This window comes from Mesorhizobium sp. M7A.F.Ca.CA.002.05.1.1, assembly GCF_003998335.1.
In the GTDB taxonomy this organism is placed as follows: Bacteria; Pseudomonadota; Alphaproteobacteria; order Rhizobiales; family Rhizobiaceae; genus Mesorhizobium.
This window is the reverse complement of record NZ_RZQI01000010.1, coordinates 1-21,845: the sequence shown is the minus strand read 5'-3', so window position 1 is coordinate 21,845 and position 21,845 is coordinate 1. Positions and strand designations below refer to the sequence as shown.

The 21,845-nt window shown below is 59.2% G+C and carries 17 protein-coding genes, 1 tRNA gene and 1 pseudogene; 11 read left to right on the top strand and 8 right to left on the bottom strand.

Annotated features, from left to right (window positions below; translation table 11 throughout):
• A partial coding sequence (locus tag EN939_RS39970) for a hypothetical protein (RefSeq protein WP_127266668.1) occupies positions 1-188 on the bottom strand: 188 nt, incomplete at its 3' end.
• A 222-nt stretch (positions 189-410) separates the two neighbouring features.
• Here EN939_RS39970 and EN939_RS01395 point away from each other — a divergent pair.
• Positions 411-485: transfer RNA gene (locus EN939_RS01395), tRNA-Asn, on the top strand.
• Positions 486-808: 323 nt separating this feature from the next.
• On the opposite strand, the gene EN939_RS01390 is transcribed toward EN939_RS01395, so the two are convergent.
• Complete coding sequence (locus EN939_RS01390) at positions 809-1,081, bottom strand: hypothetical protein (RefSeq protein ID WP_127276783.1); 273 nt, start codon at positions 1,079-1,081, stop codon at positions 809-811.
• A 131-nt stretch (positions 1,082-1,212) separates the two neighbouring features.
• Here EN939_RS01390 and EN939_RS01385 point away from each other — a divergent pair, with 131 nt between their 5' ends.
• Genes EN939_RS01385 through EN939_RS01375 form a run of 3 tightly spaced genes read left to right on the top strand, consistent with a single transcriptional unit; the run spans position 1,213 to position 2,682 of the window.
• A complete protein-coding gene (locus EN939_RS01385; RefSeq protein WP_127266664.1) occupies positions 1,213-1,533 on the top strand; it encodes a hypothetical protein in 321 nt (106 codons plus the stop codon).
• A 54-nt stretch (positions 1,534-1,587) separates the two neighbouring features.
• Complete coding sequence (locus EN939_RS01380; protein ID WP_127266663.1) at positions 1,588-2,136, top strand: hypothetical protein; 549 nt, start codon at positions 1,588-1,590, stop codon at positions 2,134-2,136.
• Positions 2,137-2,142: 6 nt separating this feature from the next.
• Positions 2,143-2,682, top strand: coding sequence for a hypothetical protein (locus EN939_RS01375; protein ID WP_127266662.1), 540 nt, complete (start codon positions 2,143-2,145; stop codon positions 2,680-2,682).
• 236 nt (positions 2,683-2,918) lie between these two features.
• On the opposite strand, the gene traA is transcribed toward EN939_RS01375, so the two are convergent.
• Complete coding sequence (gene traA / locus EN939_RS01370) at positions 2,919-5,966, bottom strand: Ti-type conjugative transfer relaxase TraA (RefSeq protein ID WP_127266667.1); 3,048 nt, start codon at positions 5,964-5,966, stop codon at positions 2,919-2,921.
• 182 nt (positions 5,967-6,148) lie between these two features.
• On the opposite strand from traA, the gene EN939_RS01365 reads away from it, so the two are divergent.
• The gene (locus EN939_RS01365; RefSeq protein WP_127266661.1) at positions 6,149-6,475 is read left to right on the top strand and encodes a conjugal transfer protein TraD; all 327 of its coding nucleotides are present in this window, start codon (positions 6,149-6,151) and stop codon (positions 6,473-6,475) included.
• A 1-nt stretch (position 6,476) separates the two neighbouring features.
• On the top strand, positions 6,477-6,725 hold the full coding sequence (locus EN939_RS01360; protein ID WP_127266660.1) for a conjugal transfer protein TraD: 249 nt from the start codon (positions 6,477-6,479) through the stop codon (positions 6,723-6,725).
• 498 nt (positions 6,726-7,223) lie between these two features.
• On the opposite strand, the pseudogene EN939_RS39965 reads toward EN939_RS01360, so the two are convergent.
• A pseudogene (locus tag EN939_RS39965) lies at positions 7,224-7,538 on the bottom strand (AraC family transcriptional regulator N-terminal domain-containing protein); the annotation flags it as partial.
• Between the two features lie 346 nt (positions 7,539-7,884).
• Here EN939_RS39965 and EN939_RS01350 point away from each other — a divergent pair.
• From EN939_RS01350 to EN939_RS01340, 3 genes are all read left to right on the top strand, one after another.
• Positions 7,885-8,391, top strand: a complete 507-nt coding sequence (locus EN939_RS01350; RefSeq protein ID WP_164748739.1) for a helix-turn-helix transcriptional regulator — start codon at positions 7,885-7,887, stop codon at positions 8,389-8,391.
• On the top strand, positions 8,378-8,872 hold the full coding sequence (locus tag EN939_RS01345; protein ID WP_127266657.1) for a hypothetical protein: 495 nt from the start codon (positions 8,378-8,380) through the stop codon (positions 8,870-8,872). The genes EN939_RS01350 and EN939_RS01345 overlap by 14 nt, the downstream gene beginning before the upstream one ends.
• A 140-nt stretch (positions 8,873-9,012) precedes the next feature.
• Positions 9,013-9,612 (top strand): HdeD family acid-resistance protein, encoded by a 600-nt coding sequence (locus EN939_RS01340; RefSeq protein ID WP_127266656.1) that lies wholly within the window; start codon positions 9,013-9,015, stop codon positions 9,610-9,612.
• 410 nt (positions 9,613-10,022) lie between these two features.
• Here the strand turns inward: EN939_RS01340 and EN939_RS01335 are convergent, their stop codons facing one another.
• Together EN939_RS01335 and EN939_RS01330 are read right to left on the bottom strand one after the other, a co-directional pair.
• Positions 10,023-10,856, bottom strand: a complete 834-nt coding sequence (locus EN939_RS01335; RefSeq protein WP_127266655.1) for an SDR family NAD(P)-dependent oxidoreductase — start codon at positions 10,854-10,856, stop codon at positions 10,023-10,025.
• Positions 10,857-10,999: 143 nt separating this feature from the next.
• Positions 11,000-12,034: a cupin domain-containing protein gene (locus tag EN939_RS01330; protein WP_206517119.1), complete on the bottom strand. Its 1,035-nt coding sequence runs from the start codon at positions 12,032-12,034 to the stop codon at positions 11,000-11,002.
• Positions 12,035-12,262: 228 nt separating this feature from the next.
• Between EN939_RS01330 and EN939_RS01325 the strand changes: the two genes are divergently transcribed.
• A complete protein-coding gene (locus tag EN939_RS01325; protein WP_127266654.1) occupies positions 12,263-13,075 on the top strand; it encodes a sensor histidine kinase in 813 nt (270 codons plus the stop codon).
• A 377-nt stretch (positions 13,076-13,452) separates the two neighbouring features.
• Entirely contained in the window at positions 13,453-14,199 is a 747-nt protein-coding gene (locus tag EN939_RS01320; protein ID WP_127266653.1) for a response regulator transcription factor, read from the top strand.
• Between the two features lie 63 nt (positions 14,200-14,262).
• On the opposite strand, the gene EN939_RS01315 is transcribed toward EN939_RS01320, so the two are convergent.
• Together EN939_RS01315 and EN939_RS01310 are read right to left on the bottom strand one after the other, a co-directional pair.
• On the bottom strand, positions 14,263-16,494 hold the full coding sequence (locus EN939_RS01315; RefSeq protein WP_127266652.1) for a PAS domain-containing protein: 2,232 nt from the start codon (positions 16,492-16,494) through the stop codon (positions 14,263-14,265).
• Between the two features lie 148 nt (positions 16,495-16,642).
• Complete coding sequence (locus EN939_RS01310) at positions 16,643-21,835, bottom strand: trifunctional serine/threonine-protein kinase/ATP-binding protein/sensor histidine kinase (RefSeq protein ID WP_272483076.1); 5,193 nt, start codon at positions 21,833-21,835, stop codon at positions 16,643-16,645.
• Between the last annotated feature and the right edge of the window lie 10 nt (positions 21,836-21,845).

Below are 21,845 nucleotides of genomic sequence, written 5' to 3'. Positions count from 1 at the left end.
TCATAGGACAGCACCAGCAATCCGAGCGGAACCATCCAGAAGCCGAGGATCGGCAGGAAACCGAGGATACCGCCGATGGTCAGCAGGATGCCGATCGTGATTCTGAGCCCGCGCGAGCGCGGCATTTTGAACTCGCGCCCGAAAACGGAGATTTTCCGCGCCGGCATCTGGTTGTCTTGTGCTGTCATCGTCTCGAAAAATTGACCCGTTTGATTTTTCGCAAGCATGCTGGAACCAAAGCCGCCGCCGCGCTTTCGGTTCCATATCCCTGCCAAGACGGCTAATATGAGGGCAACCGTCGACGATTGCGAGAAAGGCCTGCGCGAAAAAGCCTCGGAAAAATGTGAAAAGCTTCTTTGCAAAGCCGAAAAGGGCAGCTATAGGCTGCGCCACTCACATAGAGCATCCGTTCCCCGGTAGCTCAGTGGTAGAGCAACCGGCTGTTAACCGGTTGGTCGCTGGTTCGAATCCGGCCCGGGGAGCCAATCATTTCCAACGGTTTCAGAGTTTTCAGGAACGGCCGAAAATAGGCTGATCTACAGCATGTCTACACAACTCGACTTCGCTAGGCGCCGATCTACACCGGAATCGCCCGAAGGAGAGAAATCACCATGGAACACGTTTTTGATGAGCTGATCGGCCTGCAGAGACTCAGCCGAGATCGAATTGGCGAGCCGCCGCGACGGCCTGGACGATTCGCTTGGCAAGGAACCTAGTAACCGGCGTGGCGATCGGCATCGGAATTGCCGTCGGTATTGCTCTAGGCGGTTAATGAAACCCTCCGGGTGCAAAAACCTATGCGGTGAAGTTAGCCCGAAGCAAAGACAACATCAGACCTTGCGCCTCCGTCCGCCTTGACGGCCGCGTGGCAGTCTCTCAGTTTTTTGGACGACCCACTCTTGGAGTGGGCTCGGCGGATGTAGTCGAAAACGTGACGTGCGGTGTCGCCTTCGCCAACGAAAACGAAGGGTTCGCGGCTTGTGTGCACGGTGACGGTCTCGTAACGCCTGTCGAGCGGCGGACCGGGATCGTCCCGAAAGTCGACATTTTTCCGGAGAAGCACTTTCATTTCGTCGGGCATGATTGAAACCTCCCTGTCGAAGGTGATCTCCTTTTTCCAGTAGATCAAGACCGGAAGCGGTACGCCTCCGAATTGCGGTGCCAATTCTTTCCTGCGACACTCGAGTCCATCGCGACATGGGGGAGCCTTCTATGCTTGCAAAAGACACTGTGATCTGCTGGACGCCTGACAGGCCGCCCTTCCATGACCGCCCTATGGCGGGGACGATCATGGTCACAACCGCTCCACTGCCGCAGCACGACTATGGTCATATGAAAACGTATGGAGCCGTAAACTTGGACTGGAGGCAGATGGACGCTTACGACCGTCGGCAAAAGCTTCAACGCCTTTTCACTCAGATCATTCATAAGGATTGCATTCCCGAGATCGATGCCCGTCTGGCTCTTTCAGTCATTGATGACATCCTGATTGATGACCTTCACAGTCAGCAGCAGGATGAAGATGAGGTGTAAGGTAAGCGGCGGCCGATCGCATCGCGCCTCAGCCAGCGAGTAGGGGATCCATATATGGCGGCGACCGTCGCGCTTAACCAGGTATCGGCCAACCTATGGGAGATGCCCCAGCCTTTGGGGGATTACGCCGGCGAGCTGCTGAAGCGGGGAAGATCCTACTATCAAGCGTTCCAGATCCTTGCCGAGCGTAACGAACCCGGTCTTAGCTATCCGGCCTATTTCCTCCTCGCGCATGCCGTGGAGGTCATTCTCAAATCATATCTGGTGGCGAAGGGCACGCCGAAGAGCAAGCTTGGCAAAAGACCATTGCGACATGACACAGGACAAGTGTTCGCTGAGTGCGAAAAGCAAGGCCTTGTGGTTGCCGACCAGATGATGAAAGCGCTGGCGATCCAGCTCGCCCATGTCAATCAGGATTACGACCTGCGCTATCCCACTGGCTTCAATCTATCCATTCCTGGCCCGAAGCATTGCGTCCTTCCCCTCGATGCCCTGATCGCCGCGGTCGCGCCGGGCGTCGAAAAGGCCTTCATCATAGCGCAAATCCAGTTCGCAGCCGACACACAGCACCTTCGCGGCAGCAAAATCCGATGGAGCGATTAGGCGACGATGACAGCCGAACTCGCGGTATCCGTAGTAGCCTTAGTCGTCGCGATCCTGGCGTTCGGGCTATCGATCTTCTTTTGGCGGCGCCAGTTCCGACCGATCGTAACGGCGATGGTTCAGACGCATGACGGAGGTAACGAGGCGATCGCCTATAATCTGGTGGTACTGAATTCGGGGTCGATCCCAGCCAAGAACATCAGGTTGATAGTACGAGACCAGGCGGCGCTCGAGGCTGCCCTTGGCGCTGGCGCCGATGCCGAGGCACGCGGCCTTTGGCTGGCCTGTTTTGAGTCCTCGATGGTGATCCGCCTTCTTCAGAACGGCGCGCAGACGACATGCTCTTTTGGCCTAACACATAGGATTCCGAAGAAGAGCTTTTGGAAGGCTCAAGCCGAATTTCCGATCCAACTCGAATACGAAGGTTGGTTTGGCAAGAAATACCGCGACGATCCGCCGAACGTCCTGCAGATCGCCGACAGCGATAGTTTCACCGGAGGCATGTGGGGACCGGTGAAAAAGGACGGACCGGCTTACATCGAATGAGGCCGGCAGCGGATGCGGACCGGGCACTACACGTGCACCAGCTCACACCACTGCCGAAAACGGCGAACGAGCAAGCGCCTGATATCGCAGCGAAAAATCCGCCGGTATGCAGCGATAGACTACTCCCTTACCAAGGGAGAGTTCGACGACTCCATCTCATTCATGGTCATCATCGTCGTTGTCGATGGGAACTACCTTCGTCGACGACACGCTCGACATGCCATTTCGTAATAAGTTTAGATGCCCATGCCACGCCCAATGCCAATACCGTGGCTGAACGCGAGTTCCGCGCCCAGGCGCCGGCCGGACTCCACTTCGACGCCAAGCGCCTTTTTATAGTTTGCAAGAAGCGATTCCAGTTGCGGATCGCGCTCGAGGCTCTTGGCCATGTCGGACATGGCCGAGCGGGTTGACTTGTAACCGGACATGTCGCCAGCCTGGTATTGGTCCTGGCTTGTCCGGTGGAGCTTCTGCCAGCGTTCCACGAAACGGTCGGCCCGGCGGGTCGGATCGGCTTCCGGTCCGGTGCGGATTTCGCTTTCAAGCTGGAGAGCGAGCACGATACGGTTGACGCTACCGGCTCCCGCTTCACGAACCAGCTCGGGATTCTTGATATAGGCCGCTTCGGCATCGCGCCAGCCATGCGGCCGAACCTTATCGAACGCGTTGCGTGCATCCCTCAATTCGCGCATCTGCCCGGGACTACCCTGCCCGTCCACATTTCCGTTGCTGATAATAGCATCGAGCGCTCGCGCGTGGCGCACGAGAGCCTTCGTGCGAGCTCTGCGCAACGCCGCTTCCTCGTCCAACAACGCATCCGCTCCGCGTTGCGCTCCCCTGGTGCCCGCTTCCCTTCCTGGTTCGGCGCCGGCATCGCCGTTTTGCGTTCCAACCTCTCCCCCTTTCGGCCTGTACGCACGGTCCTGGCCGGGCTCTGCTTGTCCGGGCGAGCGCAACCCGTCCAGCATCCTTTCAATCCCGTCGCGAAGCTTCTCCGGAACGATCCGGCGCACGATCTTGACCACACGCTGACGGAAGCTGATCCCGCGTCGCTCGGCATAGTGTTGCGCCGGGTCGATCTGGTCGTAATCCGACGCCATATCCTTGGTGCGGTCGCGTGACAGCGCGCGGACAAGTCGTTCGCGGGTCGCGAAGTCTTCGCTGCCGTAATGCAGTTCCATCCCATCCCGATGTCGCGACAGGGACACGTAGCTGCTGTGCGAATCCATGTCCGGCGTTGCCAGCACATGGGTGCGGTCGACCGTCATGCCCTGGGCCTTATGGATGGTCGCGGCATAGCCGTGGTCGATGTGGGCATAGTCTTTCAGATCGAAGCGCACAGACCTGGCGTCATCGGTTTGAACCGTCATCGTCTGGACGCTGACCTCTTCGATCACACCGAGCGTGCCGTTCTTGACGCCGAGCGACCGCTCGTTGCGCAAGAACATGACCCGGTCGCCGCGTGCGAAGGTCCTTGCACCGCGCTCCACATCCACCTGAACTTCGTCGCCGAGATCTCCATCCGCGCGCATCCGCTCGCGCGCTGCCTGGTTGAGCGCGCGCACTTCGTCGTTTGTGTGGGTGAGAATGATCCGGCTCGCTTCAGGCTCTGCATGCCTGTCCCGATCCCAGCGCTCGACAAGATCGCTGCGTGCCTCATCGCGCGACGCAGCTTGGTGCACCATGCCCTGCGCGTCATAGGCGTCGATCGCAGCGCCGATCCTGCCGGTTGCAAGATCGCGCGTGGCATCACGCTGCCAGTCCTCACGCTGCCGGCGCACCTGACCGATTTCGACGCCACCATGTCGCTCATGGATCGAGCGGAATGCCGCACCGGCTTCAATTGCCTGCAATTGCTGCGGATCGCCGACGAGGACGACTTTTGCGCCAACGTCCGCCGCATGGGAGAGCACGCGCTCCAACTGGCGCGTGCCGACCATGCCGGCCTCATCGATCACCAGGACATCGCGGGCGCTGAGCAGATCCCTGCCCTGTCCCCAGCTATGTTCCATGCTGGCGATGGTGCGTGACGAAATGCCTGAACCGCCCTCCAGATTCTCGGCGGCAATGCCGGAGAGTGCGGCGCCTCGAACCTCATAGCCCGCCGCTGCCCATGCCTGGCACGCAACGCCCAGCATGGCGCTCTTGCCCGTTCCGGCAAAGCCGACAACGACACCAAGACCGTGGCCATCGGTGATGTGCGCAAGTGCATCGATCTGCTCGCCTGACAGGACAAGCCCGCGTTGCGCAGCCTGCGCCAATGCTGCCTCACGATGTGCGTTACTCACCGCGTGTCGCTCGTCCAAATCAATACGTTCCGCAGCGCGGTGAAGGCGCTGTTCGGTCTCGATCATCTGCCGGGTGGTGAAACGGTTTTCGCCGCGCATGTCCTTGCCGAGTTCGACCAGATCGGGTGCGTTGCCGATGGCTGCCACTACCGCGTTGAACTGCTCCACTCCATCGCTGTGCCGATGCGCAAACTTCGCAATGTCTTTTCGGGTGAAGGTCGATTGCTGATGGGTGATGGCATCGAGCGCTACGGTTGGATCGGCAATGATGCGCGCACCATTGTTGCGCGCGATCTCGCGGTGCAGTTCGGCGCGATCTGCTTCACTATCGCCAGCAGCAAGGTCACTGCCCTCGATGCGTTGCGCTGGCGCACCAATCTGGGTTTGCGGCTCCAGGGCAATGCCCTGCGCTTCCAGACTGCGATGATCGATGCGGGCGTCGATGTCGAGTTCGGCCAAGCGTTCATTGGCAAGCTCCGCCCACCGCTCGCGCCAGCGCTCGACCAGCTGGGTAGCATTCCAGTCTCGAACCTTGGCGCCAAAGCCGTTCTCGTCCACGGACCGCATGGTGAGCATGACATGAGCGTGCGGTTTGGGGCTGCCATCCTCCGCCCTGTCCCAATGCACATTGAGATCGGCGACCATGCCCTGGCTCACAAACTCAGCCTGAACAAAGTCGCGCGCCAGTTCGATGCCTTGCGCCTGGCTGAGTTCTCGCGGGAGCGCAAACTCCACCTCGCGGGCGAGCTGGGCATCCTTGCGGACCTCGAACGCCTCGACATCGTTCCACAGCCTCTCGCGGTCGCGCCAGGCCTCCGGAGCATCCTCAGGCAGCATCACCTCGGAATGGACAACACCGCGCTTGGCCGAGAAATCGTGAGTACGTTCGATACGCCCGTCGCGCAGCCTCGAAGCCGAGCGGTAGGCCGCAGAAGCCAACGCGCTGCTGCCTGCCTTGCGGCCAATGATCTTGACGTGAAGATGATAGATCGCCATCGCGAGCAGATCATTTGCACGGCAAAGCGTACGTCGGCACGACGTATAAGCGCGCCCTCCCTCGAAAAATTCTCGGGATGGACCGGCGCGTCCCGAGCCGTCTCGGCAACCCTGAAGCCATCCGGCATACGCTCGCCTATCATCGCTGCATCGACAATCAATGGAGATGATGGAGACAGCAGATGCGCAAGCCACGCGACTACGATGCGGAACTGAAGGCGCTGGAAGACAAGGCGCGAGAGCTCAGAACCAGAAAGGTCCAGCAGCTTGGAGAGCTGGTGATCGCCACCGGCGCCGACCAGCTCAGCACCGACGAACTGGCCGGCGCACTGGTTGCAATCGCCGAGACGAAAGAGACCGCAAAGCGTGAGGCATGGGCCAAGCGTGGGGTGATGTTTTTCGAGAGCGGCTCCCGGCGAACTGCTCCGGCATCTCAGCGCAACCCTCGCGGCACTCCAGCGCAACCGGGCGGCCCACAATCGCCGGCAGGCGGCTCTGGCTCGGCATGATATGCGCACCTGGCAGGTCGAGCGTCGCAAGCGCACACGGCAGCTCATCGAACTTGGCGGTCTCGTCGTCAAGGCGGGCATCGTTGATCTGACCAACGACGATCGCGCTACCATCTACGGCGCGTTGCTTCGGATCGCCGCCAAGCTGCAGAGCGATGAAGGCGAGCATGCGCGCAACCTATGGAATGCGAAGGGAAGGCAGGCGTTCGATGCTGAACGGCGTGAAGAGCGGATGGGACGTCGGGCTTAGCCACAGTTGGCGTGAGCAGCGACCGGTACGAAGCCGGGACAGCAGACTTCCGCCGGTGCGCCAGCGCCGACGCCACAGTCAAGCCCTTGCGAGAAGCTTTCGCGATCTTCGTCGCTATCGGAGACATTCTTCTCACGCGAGCCTTGATCCAGATGATGACAGGCGCAAGGCTTGCGCAGGCGAAACTCGTCAAAGCAGACGCTGCGTTATGAGCAAACTTCAAATGCCAGATCGTGTTCCCCTCGAAACGTCCCACGCCCCCAGATGCGATCATGCACACTGCGCGTTGAGAGAAACTCTATTGCCAGGATGCGAGCCAGTGGAATGGCTCTGCACAGCTGGAACGGGCGGAAAAGCGAGGGAAGCTTCTCGCTCTAGATGAGATCGGCAAAGGCATCCCAGCCGATGGGACGGCAGAGGCGAAACTTACTCTTGTCATGTTGCGCAAGAGGAGTGGATTTTGCGAACAAACGTACAACTGGCGCGGCTTGGCGAAGTTTCCCTGAGCCACTGAATGGCGATGCCGACCCCTGAAAGCGTGGTATCTGGGGTCGCCATATCCCGCAGCATCCAGCCGAGTGGCCCCTTCAGCACGTGGAAGAGAATTTCGCGCTGGTAGGCCGGGGCCAGGGCCGGAACCTGGTCCGGGCGCTCCATCAGGCTCAGCATGCGAAGCCAGGAATCGAGCAGTTCAGGTGTAACAGGGCGCGTCCTGCCCGATCGTGCTGCAAGCCGAGCCGATCGATATGGCGAAGCCGCGCGCGAAGAGCTTGGCGCACGACGAGTAAGAACCGGGGCGCTGGCTTCGAACATGAAGCCGCTGACCGGAGCGACCTCCGCTCGCTCTTCCGACGTTGGCTTGGCGCCTCGACCGCGGACGTCCGAGCGCCAGACGCTTGGCCGCAGGAAGGCTTCGCGGACCGCATCGGCAGGTTGTCTAAATCCAAAGCATGGGAATCCTAAGCGAGGGTACATGTTGCAAGACGATTGTACGAATTGAGCCGAGCACGGGTGACGTTCAGATTCACCGGGGTAACCGGACCGTCATTTCGGCGTGTTGAGCAGTCCTACTGCTGTCGCATCTGGGGAAAGGATCGACGATCCCCACGACGAGCGCAGCCGGCCCGGCCTATGCGGAATGAGACACAAGGGGCCGTGCATGTTCGACAATACGCCTGCGACTGATAACCCCGAACCCATGTCTAGAGGCATCTACGATGACGTGATCAGGCTTGCGGTCGCCGCCCGTTGGCTCGGACTGTGCGTTACCCAAAACGCGCATACCCCAGGAAATGCCCTGGTGAAATGGCGGCTGAAGCGGGCCTTATATGTCGAAGACCACATTGCTGACACGATCAGCCTTGGTAATCTCGCGGCTCAAGCGGGCCTGAGCAGGATGTATTCTGCAGCCCAGTTTCGGACGGCAACCGATCTTCGTCCGCACGAGTATGTGGTGCGCAGGCGGACCCATCACGCCAAGGTCGTGCTCGCCGAAAACACATACTCACTGGTCGAGGTCGCACTGAGCGTCGGCTTCCAGGCGCAGGCACATTTGTTCACCGTCTTCAAGCGTTTTGCCGGGGAAACACGTCGGCGATGGCGGGTGCTCTATGCGTTTCGCTCCCTTTACTCCCTCTCCAGGAGAGATGGCCATGAAATCCTGTAACCTGGTCGTTGCTGTGGTGACCGCTTACGTCGCGCTCGTCGCGGTTCCAGCGCGGCTTTATGCCCAAGAACTGCAGTGCCCGTCCGCGGCCGACCTCCACGTTTCCCCGCTAGAGGGCGAGGTCACGGGATTCGTTCCTAAAGGGCTCACGCTTGACCAGCCCGCCCAGTTGCAGACGGCAATCCAGCTTCTGCGGGAGCACGGAATGTCCAGCGACGATACGATCAACTACCTTATCGCGCTCTACTGTCCGGCCGTGTCGGCCAGTACCGACGGCAGCCACGAGGAGAAGCTCGAAAGAGTGAGACAATTCGCCGACAACGTTACGCGTCAAGTGCTTGCAGCCAACAGCATCCAGGACATCATCTACGACGTACCGCTACCTCCCTCCGTGGCGGCCGCGGCGGCAGTTCATGCGGGCGACGTCGGCCTCACCGTCGAACAATGGATCGCGACGACCGTCGAGGACGCTCTCAGGTAGCCGGCGAGCGGTCCATCCAGCGTTCTGAGGCGCTCAGCGATAAGCGCACCTCCTCGGGTATTCCGTGGTCGCCACGCGATCTTCTGGCCCTTGGCCAGATGCATCAAGCCTATCCGATCCAGCAAAGAAGGAGACCTGAAATGTTCGACACCACCATCAACCGCTCGCCCGGAGCGCCACTGAAGGAACTTCACGGCAAGTGGGGTTGGTTCGTAGCGCTTGGCATTGGACTTCTGGTCACCGGTGCGATTGCGGGCCTAAACCTCCTGCTCGCGACGCTCGTATCCGTTCTCTATATTGCCGCCATGATGATCGCCGGTGGCGTGATGCAGATCATCCACGCCTTCACGACTGGCAGCTGGGGCCGCCGCTTTCTCTACCTCCTGGCCGGACTGCTCTATGCGGCTGCCGGAGCGATCTCGGTCTACGATCCTGTCTTAACCGCCGTCGGCATTTCCCTGGTGCTCGGCGTCCTGCTCATTGCCGCTGGCACCCTTCGCATTGTTATTGGCTTGCAGCTTCGCAGCCAGGGTGGGTGGGGATGGATCGCCGGCAGCGGCGTCTTCACCGTCGTTGTTGGCATGTTCATTGTCGCCACTTGGCCTGCCGTTGGCCTGTGGCTCCTCGGCGCAGTTCTCACCGTCGACCTTTTGTTCCAGGGCGGCGGTTTCATTGGTCTTGGGCTATCCCTGCGTTCAAGACAAAAGCGTCGCATCAGCAGCCGATCCGTCGCCGCCTGACCTGCTACCCGCAAAGACAGACCCATAGATCCGACGAGATCTGCCAGTCTCCTGGCAGATCTCGGTTTGATTCCGGCGAACCGAACCGTTTGACACGGCTGCAACGCAGCCGCACTAGCCGAACATGGCGTACGTGCCGTCCACGCGTGACCCTACACCAGCAAGCACAACGCGAACGCCGCAGGGCCGTCCGAGTTGCGGCAGGACGTCAGGACTCACTCGTGAGAACGAAGATTGAGGCTAGACGCCCGGCAAAGCGACCATCCTAGCTGATCGCCTTCGCCTCTCGATCGACACACCAGCGGCCTCGCTCGAGACGGAGCTAGCTCCCACCTCTGTATCGTCCGCGCTAATTGGTCGGAAGCTTCTCCGGACAGTTTGACCGATCCCCGGACGAACTCGTGGAACGTTCACAGTGCGACCGTGCTGTAGGCGATATCCTTCCACGCGTCGAACTCCATACGCTGCGCGATCAGTTTTGACGTAATGGCCTCCCAACTGTCGGGGCCAAGTATAAGTTGCCGAGGCATGGTTTTAGCCATCACCAGACCGACAAGTATCTGTGCAATCCGATGGGGGTCGCTCGGCGCAAGGGCGCCATCTCTGTCGTTTTCCAGAAGATCCATGATGGCATGCGCCGGGGCATCGTAGCCCTCGATCCTCGGGCTCCGGAGATTGCGCGAGACTATGCCCGTCGGCATGCCCCCCGGCTGGACCGACATCACGCGTATGCCAAGCGGCGCGACTTCTTGCGTCAGCGCTTCAGTGAGCGCTTCGAGAGCGAATTTCGACGCGCTATAGTAGCCGAGGGACGGCATGGCGACGATGCCGTTGGTCGAGGAGATATTGATGATCGTCCCGCTTCCGCGTGCGCGCATGCCAGGCAGGGCAGCCCGTATGGCCGCGACCGCGCCAAACACATTGGTTTCGAATAGCTTACGAACTTTCTCGTCTTGCCCTTCCTCTATTAGGGCGAGGTAGCCGACCGCCGCATTGTTCACGAGTACGTTGATATGGCCATGCCATCCCTCGGCCGCCGCAACGGCCGCCTCTATTTCGGTGGTGCTAGTCAAATCCATCGATAGGGGCAGTACCGCGCCTGGATAATCCGCGGCCAGCGCGTCCAGGCGAGAGCTGTCCCGCGCCGTGACAGCCACGCGATGTCCGGCTCGCAGAGCCGCGTGCGCAATAGACGCGCCCAGCCCGCTCGATCCGCCGGTGATGAGCCAAACCGGTGTGTTCATTTGTGCTTTCCTTCTGGATGAAACACAGTGTTCAGCCCCGCTCCGTTCTCGCCCACCACTCGACCGAGAACGAGCCTACGCGCCAGGAGGAGAGTAGTCGGGGAGACGGCGATGGGTGACGCGGTCGGTTTCAGCCGCGTCCGTCACGGGGCGCCGGGCGCCAGAAAACCCGGTCTGGCCCTCAGACCGGCCACCGCCACCCTCGGCAAGCTTAGATTCGCCGCCAGCACGTCGACCGGATTGGCCGCTAGCCAGGCGGAGAGGTCGTTCGCCTCGTAGTGACCGTTATTGAACCCGACGAGGACCCGCAGGACTCCTGGCCCCGTGTTGCGGATATAGTGGCCGGAACCCATTGGCGCATAACCGATGTCCCCTGCCTCGAACTGCTCAATGACAACCTGTCCCTCGGCAAGGAACACCGCCATCTCTGCAGCGCCTTCGATGTAGTATTGCCACTCGTCGGCATTGGGGTGCCAATGCAGTTCGCGCATCGCCCCAGGCTCGATTTCCAACAACGAACCGGCCATCGTGGTAGAGATCGGAAACTCGTCTACCGACACGGTTCTTTGCGTTCCCCCGCCCGGCACCCGTCGCGGTTGCTGAGCATAAAGCGGGTAGCGATGGAATGTTGTCAGTTCCGGAACCGGCCGCGGCTCGGCATCCCGGGACCGGTCATCGGGCGCCGGGCCGGTTGCGAAATAGGCCTCTCCGTGCGGCAGCATTGACAGGCACTCAGCGGAAAGGCCCAGATTTTGTCGTACGACCTCCGCTGGCGTACAAGACAGCCAGTCGGTGATGCTGAAGGTATGATCCTCTGAGAAATCGCCATTGTCGAAGATGAGAATGAAATGGCATTCGCCGGGTCCGAGGCCCTGGATAGAATGACCCCATCCGCGCGGGAAATACCAAACATCACCCGGGCCGAACGTATCGGTCGCCGCTCCCCCGTTTGGATTAAGAACCGTTGTGCGGCAGTTGCCAGAAATCACATACGCCCATTCCGCGGCGTTGGCATGCCAATGCAGTTCGCGCATGGCGCCAGGATCGAGACGCATCGACACGCCGGCGATACCGATGCTGGCGGGAAACTGGTGTATCGACGCGCCCCGCGTGATGCCGCCGTTGCCGACACGTGGGATGGACTTTTCGAGTTGGTATCGGAACGAAGGCATGGTCATATTTGATTCCTTTGCTTCAACAAAACGGTAGGCTTGCCGTACTGGGTCCCCCAGATTGTGTGAAGCTAAGCGGCGGTTGGCACTTCAGATATCGGCGCAAGGGATCGTTCTTCCGTACATAAGTACGGTCGCTCGCCCGTGTAGGCGACCGCGACTGCCGCTACGTGGGATTATTCACGATCGACCTTCGCCGTAGCGTGGCGTCGAGCATAACGGCGAAGATCGGGAATGAAGATGACGACAGAGCAAGCGAGTGCAGAAGCAGTGGAGCGCGCATTAGCATCGCGTGCCGCAATGGCGAGGATGATGGCGGTAGCGGGCCACGATTTGAAGCAACCGCTGCATGTCGCGATGATGTCGCTCGCCTACGCGGCAGAAGCTGGTATGCCGGCCCTTATTGCAGATCGTCTCCGCATCGCACTTGATGCCATGAAGCGCCTCGGTAGCGAACTCGATGACATCGCTCGCTTGTCGCAGAAGGACGAGACGTTGCAACCGCGCCGCCAGAATGTCCTCCTTGCTCAAGTACTGGAGCGGGTCGAAAGCGACTGGCGCTTCTATGCAGAGGCTTGCGGCGTCGAGCTTCGGATAATCTCATCCGACAGCATCGTCGAAACGGATCCTGAAATGCTCCACACGATCCTGCGCAATTTGGTCGGCAATGCGATTAAGTATAGCGGTCCGCGTGGCCATGTCCGACTGGTGTGTCGGACCAGGCGCCACAGAGCGTGCATCGACGTGCAGGACGACGGCGCCGGCATCCCCGCAGCACGCCTCGAACGCATCTTCGACGCATTCGAGCGCGGTGATTCCGCTGAGTGGGACGGAATGGGTCTTGGCCTTATGATCGTCCGCCAGACTGCGGATCTGCTTCGCCATCAAGTCGCGGTGAGATCAATCCAAAATGTCGGATCGACGTTCTCCATCGAACTGCCTCTTGCAAATAGTGTCGAACGCATGTGGAGAGTCCGACCAAGTCCCAGCGGCACGGAAAGAATGACCCTGCGCCGCAACTTCCGTGCTTCGCGCAGATCGAGATAATCTCGCTCCGGCACTGCACCGGAGCGAGAGTTAAAATTCGGAGTGAACAACGCTCCCCTTGCTCTCGCCTTGATCACTTGATCAGCAAACTGTTCTCGGCTCTGAGTGTGAACTTCCCTTGGGTGGAGAGGGGCACTGCACAATCGCATGGGAAGTGCGGCGAACTGGATGCGGACGTCTGATCGGTCAACGTAGGTCTAATGGAAATGTTTAATGGTGCTGAATCACGGTCTTCATTACACACAGGTTTATGACCAGAAACCAGACAGGCGCACCGTTTCCCAACGCAATGCTGCCAATCTTTGATCATTGTGCCACCTCTTTCACGCGTTTTCTGAGTAGAACTCGAAGAGAAATTAAAGATTAAGGTCGAACCAATGGAAAATACGGCAAAAGAGCTTCTTGACACCGTGACGTCGGGTGCATTCCTAGCTTTATCGGGCGACGGCACCTCTCGTCGTCAAACGTCCCGAAGCGAGTTTGCCGGTAGGGACTCCAGCGTATCTATAATTGATGCCGACATTATGGTTCGCCAAGCTCTTCAAGATCTTCTGAAATCCATCGATCTCTCCTCACAAGCATTCGGTTCGGTCAGTGATTTTCTTCAGCGGAACAGGTCGCCTGACAACCCAAGTTGCATCGTCCTGGACGTCCGGCTTCCGGGGCTCAGCGGACTTGAGTTCCAAGAGCATCTCGCCCGGTCGGGAGTTAAGACTCCGATCGTCTTCCTTACCGCCCATGCGGATATACAGATGACCGTCCGCGCTATGAAATCAGGAGCGGTCGACTTTCTCACCAAACCATTCCGGGATCAGGATCTGCTAGACGCCGTTTCCGCAGCTCTCGAACGGGATCGCGCGAGGCGACGCCAGCAGCAAGCCATTAATGACTTGCGACGGCGTTTCTCGTGTCTGACCGAACGCGAATTGGATGTGACCTGGCTGGTCGCTGCGGGACGGATGAATAAGCAGATTGCCGCCGAGCTCGGTATAAGCGAGTCTACTGTGAAGTTGCATCGAGGCAGCGTCATGCGCAAACTGAATGTGCGGACCGTTCCCGACCTAGTACGCATGGCCGACATCATGGCTCAGAGCATCGAACCTCGGCAATCGCAGCAGCTCTAGTTAGTTTAGTCTATTTCTTCTTACGCGGTTCACCGTGCTGTTGTAGTACTTACTGTGATCGCGTCACGCGACGTCTCTTCTATCTTGCCCCGGGTTGGAAATAGGCAACGTAAAGGTGAATACGGCGCCTCCGTTTTCGCCATTCTCAGCCCGTATCTCCCCGTCATGCGCCTCGATGATGGAACGGCAGATCGCCAGTCCAATGCCCTTGCCGTTCGCCTTGGTCGAGTAGAACGCCTCGAAGATCATGTGCGGGTCTTCCATTCCGGATCCTTGGTCGCGAACCTCCACCGAGATCCGGTTTCCGGCGATAAGTCGCGAGCCGATTTCAAGGACTCGTTCCTCCGGAGGCATGCGTTCCATGGCATCGATGCCGTTCCGGATCAGGTTGACGAGAACCTGCTGAAGCTGGATACGGTCCCCTATTACCGATGGCAAGCCGTCATCCGGGCCGGTTCTTATCTGAATTGCGTTCACCGCAAGCTCGTTCTCCATGAGCCGGCAGACGTCCAAGACGAGTTCGTTGATGCTAACCGGCGTCCTAGTTTCAGAGGTTCTAAAGAACAGGACACGGATTCGGCGAATGATGTCTGCGGCCAGATTTGCATCCCTCGTGATCCTGCCCACGTTGGCGATCGCGCGTGTTATGTTAGGCGGATCAGCTTTCAGCCAGTGTTCGCAGGCCTGTGAGCTTGCCACGATGCTGGCCAGTGGCTGATTGACTTCATGCGCGATGGATGCGGTCAGCTCGGAAAGGCTGGCAGCCTTCGAGGCGCTCGCAAGTCTCTCATGTGCCGACCTCAGTTCCTCCTGCATCCTCGTTTCATCGTCGATATCGGTGATGACCGTATACCACTGTAGCAGTCGGCCATCCCCGTCGCGAAGCGGCTCCGACCGGCTGTCGGCCCAGCGGTAGTGCCCATCGTGTCGCATGTGACGATAGCGCAGCGTAAACGGCCTGCCTAAAGCAAATGACTCGACCAGGGCGCGGCGGAATCGTTCCCTGTCGTCTGGATGGATCAACCGGTCTATCTGCTGGTTGCGATCGAACCGCGCTTGGTCGACCTTCTCAGCGCGGATACCGGCGTAGTCGTTGAGCCGTCTGTTGATGTAAGTTGGTTCGCCCGAAGCAGAAGCGCACCAAACCATGACAGGCACCGTGTCGACCAGAAGCTGCAGTTGCCTCTCACTCGCGCGCAGGGCTTCCTCGGCCTGCTTGCTCTCGTCAATATCGATGAGGACGCCGTACCAGCGTATGATCTTTCCCGTGTCGTCGCATTGAGGTGCAAGACGACTGTCGACCCAGCGGAACATGCCGTCATGACGGCGCAACCGGTATATCTCCGCGAAGGAGGTGCCCGTCGAGAATGACCGCATCATTGCGTCACCGACCCGAATTCGATCGTCGGGGTGCACGGTCACGTCGAGGGCCTCACGCAGGCGGGTCTTGTTTGGAACCTCCAAGTCGCCAATCGCGATGCCGGCAAACGCTTTGACCTGCTTATTTGCGTAGAACGGCTCACCTTCGGGCGTCGCGCACCAGATCAGGGCAGGAATGGCGTCAACGAGTTGTCTAAGCTCTCGCTCACTCTCTCTGAGGGCCTCCTCGACGAGCTTCTGCTCGTGTATATCCACGGACGTACCGTACCAGCCGGTAATGTCTCCTTTGGCACCCCGGGCAGCGCGAGCAACTGCACGAAACCAACGATAGCTGCCGTCATGTCCTTGGATGCGGCAATCGGTTACAAAATCCTCGCCGCTGGCGAGGCATTCCACCAGCCGGCCAAACGTCTGCTCCACGTCGGCAGGGTGCACAAGCGGAATGGCATTTTTCCAGTCGTCCAAGTCTGCCTGGCGTTCGTTGCCGGTGACATAGTTCTGTACCGCCTTATTTGTGTACGTGTATTCGCCCTTGCCGTTCAGAGACCACCCCATGGCCGGCATGTTGTCAACGATGGCTGCCGCGAACCGCATGCGATCATCCGCCTTTGAGGGGAAAATCATTGCACACCTAATCACGGTGAAAATCACCAAGGCTGCCCCTCCAAAGAGTGCGGTTTGCACTGCAGGAGAGAGGTCGCCCTCTGTCATCAGATGTGCGGGCGGAAAGTGGGCTAGGGCAAAAAGCATCGTCACGAAGATCGCCCCAATGAAGCCGATACGCCAAGCATCAAAGGCACAGACCGACACGACGCCCATGATCAGGAGCCACGGCTCACCACTCACCAAGACGAGAACGATCGCCATAAGCAAAGGGAAGATCGCCAGAACGGGTCGTGCAACGTTCCGGAACATCTGAGATGTCCCCTATGGATATGCCAAGGCAAATACATGCCGATGTTGCTGAGATGGTGGAAGCTGAATTATAGACATACACAGAACAAAAGTTCGAGTAAGGACTGGCGTCTTTCACTGGGCATTATCGGGGTTCCCTGCGAGAGCACTAAGACGGCGGCTCAGGAGCGTCGATTGGCAGGGAAAACGAGAAGATTGCCCCCTGTGGCTCATTACGCGTCGTGCCGAGCGAGCCACCGTGGGATTCGATAATTGTCTTACTAATTGCCAGTCCCATTCCCATCCCATCCGGTTTCGTCGAATAGAAGGCGTCGAAAAGCTTTTCCTCCAGGCCGGATGGAACGCCAGGTCCAGTGTCTTGAACTGCGACATAGACAACATGAGGGGATTCGCGTCCGGAGACTATCTTCAGTTCACGCGGCCGACTGTTGACACCTGCCATGGCGTCTATGGCATTGAGCATCAAGTTCAGGATGACCTGCTGCAACTGGACGCGATCCGCCAAGACGCGAGAGAGGGTCTTGTCTAGCCTCAGCTCAAGCGACACCTCGTTCAGGACGAGTTGCTCTCGAACCAGCGCGACAGTGTCGGAGACAATTGCATTGACGTCGACCAGGTCGTTCCTGGGTGGCATCTTGGTGACAAGGGCGCGTGTGCGATCGAGCACTTCGGCTGCCCGGTGCCCCTCGCTCATCGCCCGCTCGAGTGCACGCCGGACTGCCGGAATGTTGGGTGGTCCTGCCGATAGCCAATTCAGGCCTGCCGAAGCGCTAGTGACCACACCCACTAGAGGCTGCCGCAGCTCATGGGAGATTGCGGCGGAGAGTTGCCCTACTGTAGCGACCCGACTAGCGTGGGCCAATTCGGATTGAAGGTCGCGATAACGGCGATCGCTTGCACGAGCAGCCTCCTCCGCCTGCTTTCGCGCAGTCAGATCCAGAATGAAGGTGACCCCACCGTCCGATTCGGGATCGCCAAATGTGGCGGCGCCAAGAAGCACGGGAACCCGCCTTCCATCCTTATGGAAGAACTCCTTCTCCCAGGGTGGCGCTATCCCCGTTGCCTTTACTTCCGCGACCATTCTGGCGTCGTTTTCCCAACCCTCAGGTGGAGACAAATCAGTCCAATAAACTCGTCCCGCAGCAAGATCGTCGCGATCGAAACCTAGCATGTCAAGGAACGAGTCGTTCGCCTCGAATATCAGGCCATCGAACCTCCACATGAAGACGCCGATGATGTTGGCATCCACCAGGCGACGGATTCTCGCCTCGCGTTCAGCGAGGTCGCGATAAAGGCGTGTATTCTCCAAGGCTACGGCGGCGTGGGACGCAATCAGCTTCAGAATGGCTATCTGACTGGGCGTGAATACGTTGGCGGCAAGATTGTTCTCCAGATAAAGCAGGCCGATCAGCTTTCCTTGATTGATCAAAGGCAGCGCCAGAAGCGAGCGCACATGCCGGTCGAGGATATATGGGTCGGTGGAGAAAGGACTGGTCAACAGTGCATTCTCCAAGATAACCGTTTCTTTCGTGCCGAGGACGTGCTGGACGATTGCATCCGGCAGCGCGGCACTTGTGGAGTTCAGGTTTTCCCGCAACCTGACCACCACGCCGTGGCCAGTCATCTCGGCTTCGGCTTCGATATGAGTCCCCGCAACTTGACTCAGCACAAGGACCGCTCTCCCTGCCCCTGCATGTTCGATCGCCATGCGCATCAGCGCATCGACCAGCTTGTCGAGGACGATCTCTCCCGAAACAGTCTGAACGACCTTGATCACCGTGGCTAATTCGAGTTGTTCGACCGGCGCGAACGTCGTGCCGGTCGAAAGCGCCACTGGCTGCTCTTCTCGCAGTTGCGGATACGCGGCCTCCATCTGCGTGACTTTGGCGTGAGCTCCCCAGCGGAGATAGCAGAGGCGGGCTTCCCGTAGATACATCAGGGAGATTCTTTCAAAGTTCTGTCGTGCATAGAACCGGCTGGCCATCTCATTGGAAACGGCTTCATTGTGCAGGAAGCCGTTTTCCTTCGCCAAGCGGATGCTCTCTTCATAGAGGCGCTGGGCTTTCAGATCTTGTCCGTCTACCCGCGCGATCTCCGCGGCGACGAGGAGATGCTTGTCGGCAAATGTCGGAGATCCCGTTTCCTCGGCCCAGGCCCGCAATTGCGCGTGCCGCGAAGCCAATTTCGCGTGCATTGCGCCACGCTCGGCAACGGGGGCTTCATCAATGAGTGCAGCGAGCGAAAGCCCGGCGTAGTAGAAGCAGTCCATCTGCTCGATCTGCATGTTCCGGATCGAGAAATGCGATTGCACCTTATCCGCGGCGGCCAAGGCAGCCTCGTACTCCCCGGCAAGGAAATGAACCATGGTTTTGCGGGTCCAGTACCACCACATGACGACGGAGTTCTGCGAGCGTGCGAGATTGGCTTCGAAGGCGCCGGCGTCGAAGGTTTCGTCGCTATACTCGGAGAGTCCTCGCGTCCGGCCCCGCAGGCTAGCTACCGCGCGCTCGGTGGCTATCACCAAATCCATTCCAGCCTGGAAGCCGGTGTCCCGGGCAAAATCGAGCGCACGCTTACACTCGTGGTCGACATCCTCAAGCTTCTGGCCGCTGAGAAATACATGCAGGACGATTACGGCAGCCTCGAAGCAGGCGTAATAGAGATCGCCGGCTTGGACTCCGCCTCTGAATGCTGCACGCAGCCAATCGAGGACCACGGGCAGCGGCTCCGTCCATGCGGCGGCAAGTCCCGTCAAATGGTTCACGCGCGCTTTGTCGACTGGTCCGTTTCGCTCTGAGGCAAGGTCACTCGCTAGCCGGGCGATGTGATACCCGTCCTCGTAGCGGCCGAAGGCGGGGCCGATGACGTAGCCCAACAGAACAAGACCCTGCGCCGACGTACTCGCAGCCCCCCGGGTCAGGGAAAGATTTATCATCCTGCAGATTACCAGGATCGTCATGTTGAAGCTGGAGAAATACGCCGGCGGCTGCATCTCCGCCAAGAGACGCATCGCCGCGAGTGCTTGTGGATCTGTCATGGGTGGCAGATCGGCGAAGCTCTCTATCGGGCGGCCCTGGAGGTTCCTCCAAATCTCGTCGTATTCACGCTCGACGTCTGCCCAGGAAGGGCGTATCGGCAAGTCGAAGCCGAGAAGCCCCAGCCCCTCCACTCCATTTTCGACCGCACCGCTGTTGTCCGACTTGACAACGCAAAGCTCCACCTTGAGCCGGTAGACCGCCGCCTTCTCCACGTTGGCAGTTTCTTGGGTCAGCAAGGCAGAGATCATCTGATCGGCCTGCGCGAGATCGCCGCTGAGGAAGGTGCATTCGGCATGCTCAATTGCCAGCGCGAATGCAAGTTCGGCATGTGTCGTCCAGCCGACATCGACGAGCTGCGATCGTCCCCTTGCCAGGTAGCCGCACGCCGCCGAATAGGCGGCGGACGCCTTGGCTTTCCGCCCAGCACGCAAATACAGGTTTGCGACCTTCGCGCGCTCCGCAGGTGCGATGCTTCCGATTTCGATGCGGTTGAACTGACTCACGATGTTGAAGACATCGGCATCGATCTCGGCTTCATCAAGCGTCGCAAGCAGCCGCGATCCGATCAGTTGATGGGTGGCGGCCTTCTCGGGTTCGGGAAGGGTGGCATAGGCTGCTTCATGGATGCGATCATGCGCAAACGCGTAGCCATCGTCGACCTGGAGGAGCAGACCGGCCAGGAGAGCGTCATGGAGAAGCATGTGTGCCTTCTCGGCAGATGCTTCGACAATCCGCTGGAACGTCAGGGCTTTCACAGCGTTGCCCATGCAAGCCATTTGCCTCAACGCCTGCTGTGAGGCTTCCGGAAGGCGACGCAGGCGCTCGACCATGAGATCGACTATGCTGTCACTTACACGCCTCGCATTGACCTGATCGATATCCCAACTCCAGCCCGATGAATCCGGATCGTATACGAGCAGGTTCTCGTCAACGAGGCTCGCTACGAACTGGGTGGTGAAAAAGGGGTTGCCGCCAGCCTTCGCAAATACGCTGTCGGCAAGCGGAGCCACTCTCTGTGGATGATCGTCGAGCGCATCTGCGATCATGTGGACAATGTCCTGCGGCTGGATTCCGCTCAATTGAATATCTTGAACCGGCGCTCCTGACGTTCGGATGGAGCGCAGGCGTCTATACAAGGGGTGATCTGGAGCAACTTCATTGTCCCTGTATGCGCCCACGAGGAGAAGGCTTCCCGTTTCGGACTGGGTCACCAAGTTCTCGACGATGTCCAGGGTCGCCGAATCCAGCCATTGCAGATCGTCGAGGAACAATACGAGGGGATGTTCTGGGCGTGCGAACACACCGATGAACTGTCGGACCACAAGGCGTAGCCGGTTCTGCGCCTCAGGACCGGAAAGATCAGGCACCTTGGGTTGTTCGCCGATAATGGTTTCCAATTCTGGAATGAGATTGACTATTAATTGGCCGTTCGGCCCGAGGGCTGTGGCGAACTCATTCCGCCACAGCGCTAGCTCGGCCTCGTGTTTGCTCAACAATTGTGCAACCAAGCCTTGCAATGCCTGCGCCAGCGTCGCGTATGGAATTCCGCGTTTGTATTGATCGAACTTACCAGCAGCGAAAAGTCCGCGCCGAGACGCAAGCGACCTGTGCAATTCGTTGACGACCGACGATTTGCCGATCCCCGAATAGCCGGACACAAGAACGAGTTGGGGAGAGCCATTCGCCACGACCCGATCGAACGCAGTGATCAACGATCTGATCTCGTCGTCGCGCCCGTAGAGCTTTTCCCGGAAGATTAGCTTAGTTGGCGTGTCGCGCGTGCCAAGATCAAACGGCCGAACGGCCCCGCGCGCCTCCCATTCCTCGAGACACCGCTGCAAATCCGCCTTCAGGCCAGCGGCCGTCCTGTAACGGTCCTCCGCAGCCTTTGCCAGGAGCTTCATGACGATGGCTGAAACAGGCTCCGGAATTCCGGTCAACCTTTCTGAAGGAGGGATAGGTTGACGGGCCACATGACAATGAATCCACTCCATTGGGTCAGCAGCGACAAATGGCAGGGCGCCGGTGATCATTTCATAGAGGGTAACGCCGAGAGCGTAGAGATCGCTGCGAGCATCGATCGACCGGTTCATGCGTCCGGTCTGTTCCGGAGCCATATAGGCGAAGGTACCGGCGATCACCTCGGGGGGCACCGGAGTCTGACGCTCGCGTGGAAGCCGCGAAGCGATGCCAAAGCCAATCAGCCAAGCGCGATCGCCGGAGCCACTTATGAGAAAATTGTCGGGTTTGATATCCTTGTGGATTAGCCCAGCTTCATGCATCTGCCCCGTCGCATCCGACATTGCCATGGAC

Bases quoted from the DNA above. Each gene is read 5' to 3' on its own strand.
- EN939_RS01390 (WP_127276783.1), bottom strand. From the start codon at position 1,081: ATGCCCGACGAAATGAAAGTGCTTCTCCGGAAAAATGTCGACTTTCGG.
- EN939_RS01330 (WP_206517119.1), bottom strand. From the start codon at position 12,034: ATGACCATGCCTTCGTTCCGATACCAACTCGAAAAGTCCATCCCACGT.
- EN939_RS01325 (WP_127266654.1), top strand. From the start codon at position 12,263: ATGAAGATGACGACAGAGCAAGCGAGTGCAGAAGCAGTGGAGCGCGCA.
- EN939_RS01365 (WP_127266661.1), top strand. From the start codon at position 6,149: ATGCGCAAGCCACGCGACTACGATGCGGAACTGAAGGCGCTGGAAGAC.
- EN939_RS01380 (WP_127266663.1), top strand. From the start codon at position 1,588: ATGGCGGCGACCGTCGCGCTTAACCAGGTATCGGCCAACCTATGGGAG.
- EN939_RS01385 (WP_127266664.1), top strand. From the start codon at position 1,213: ATGCTTGCAAAAGACACTGTGATCTGCTGGACGCCTGACAGGCCGCCC.
- EN939_RS01320 (WP_127266653.1), top strand. From the start codon at position 13,453: ATGGAAAATACGGCAAAAGAGCTTCTTGACACCGTGACGTCGGGTGCA.
- EN939_RS01310 (WP_272483076.1), bottom strand. From the start codon at position 21,835: ATGTCGGATGCGACGGGGCAGATGCATGAAGCTGGGCTAATCCACAAG.
- EN939_RS01340 (WP_127266656.1), top strand. From the start codon at position 9,013: ATGTTCGACACCACCATCAACCGCTCGCCCGGAGCGCCACTGAAGGAA.
- EN939_RS01375 (WP_127266662.1), top strand. From the start codon at position 2,143: ATGACAGCCGAACTCGCGGTATCCGTAGTAGCCTTAGTCGTCGCGATC.
- traA (WP_127266667.1), bottom strand. From the start codon at position 5,966: ATGGCGATCTATCATCTTCACGTCAAGATCATTGGCCGCAAGGCAGGC.
- EN939_RS01360 (WP_127266660.1), top strand. From the start codon at position 6,477: ATGCGCACCTGGCAGGTCGAGCGTCGCAAGCGCACACGGCAGCTCATC.
- EN939_RS01350 (WP_164748739.1), top strand. From the start codon at position 7,885: ATGTTCGACAATACGCCTGCGACTGATAACCCCGAACCCATGTCTAGA.
- EN939_RS01315 (WP_127266652.1), bottom strand. From the start codon at position 16,494: ATGTTCCGGAACGTTGCACGACCCGTTCTGGCGATCTTCCCTTTGCTT.
- EN939_RS01335 (WP_127266655.1), bottom strand. From the start codon at position 10,856: ATGAACACACCGGTTTGGCTCATCACCGGCGGATCGAGCGGGCTGGGC.
- EN939_RS01345 (WP_127266657.1), top strand. From the start codon at position 8,378: ATGAAATCCTGTAACCTGGTCGTTGCTGTGGTGACCGCTTACGTCGCG.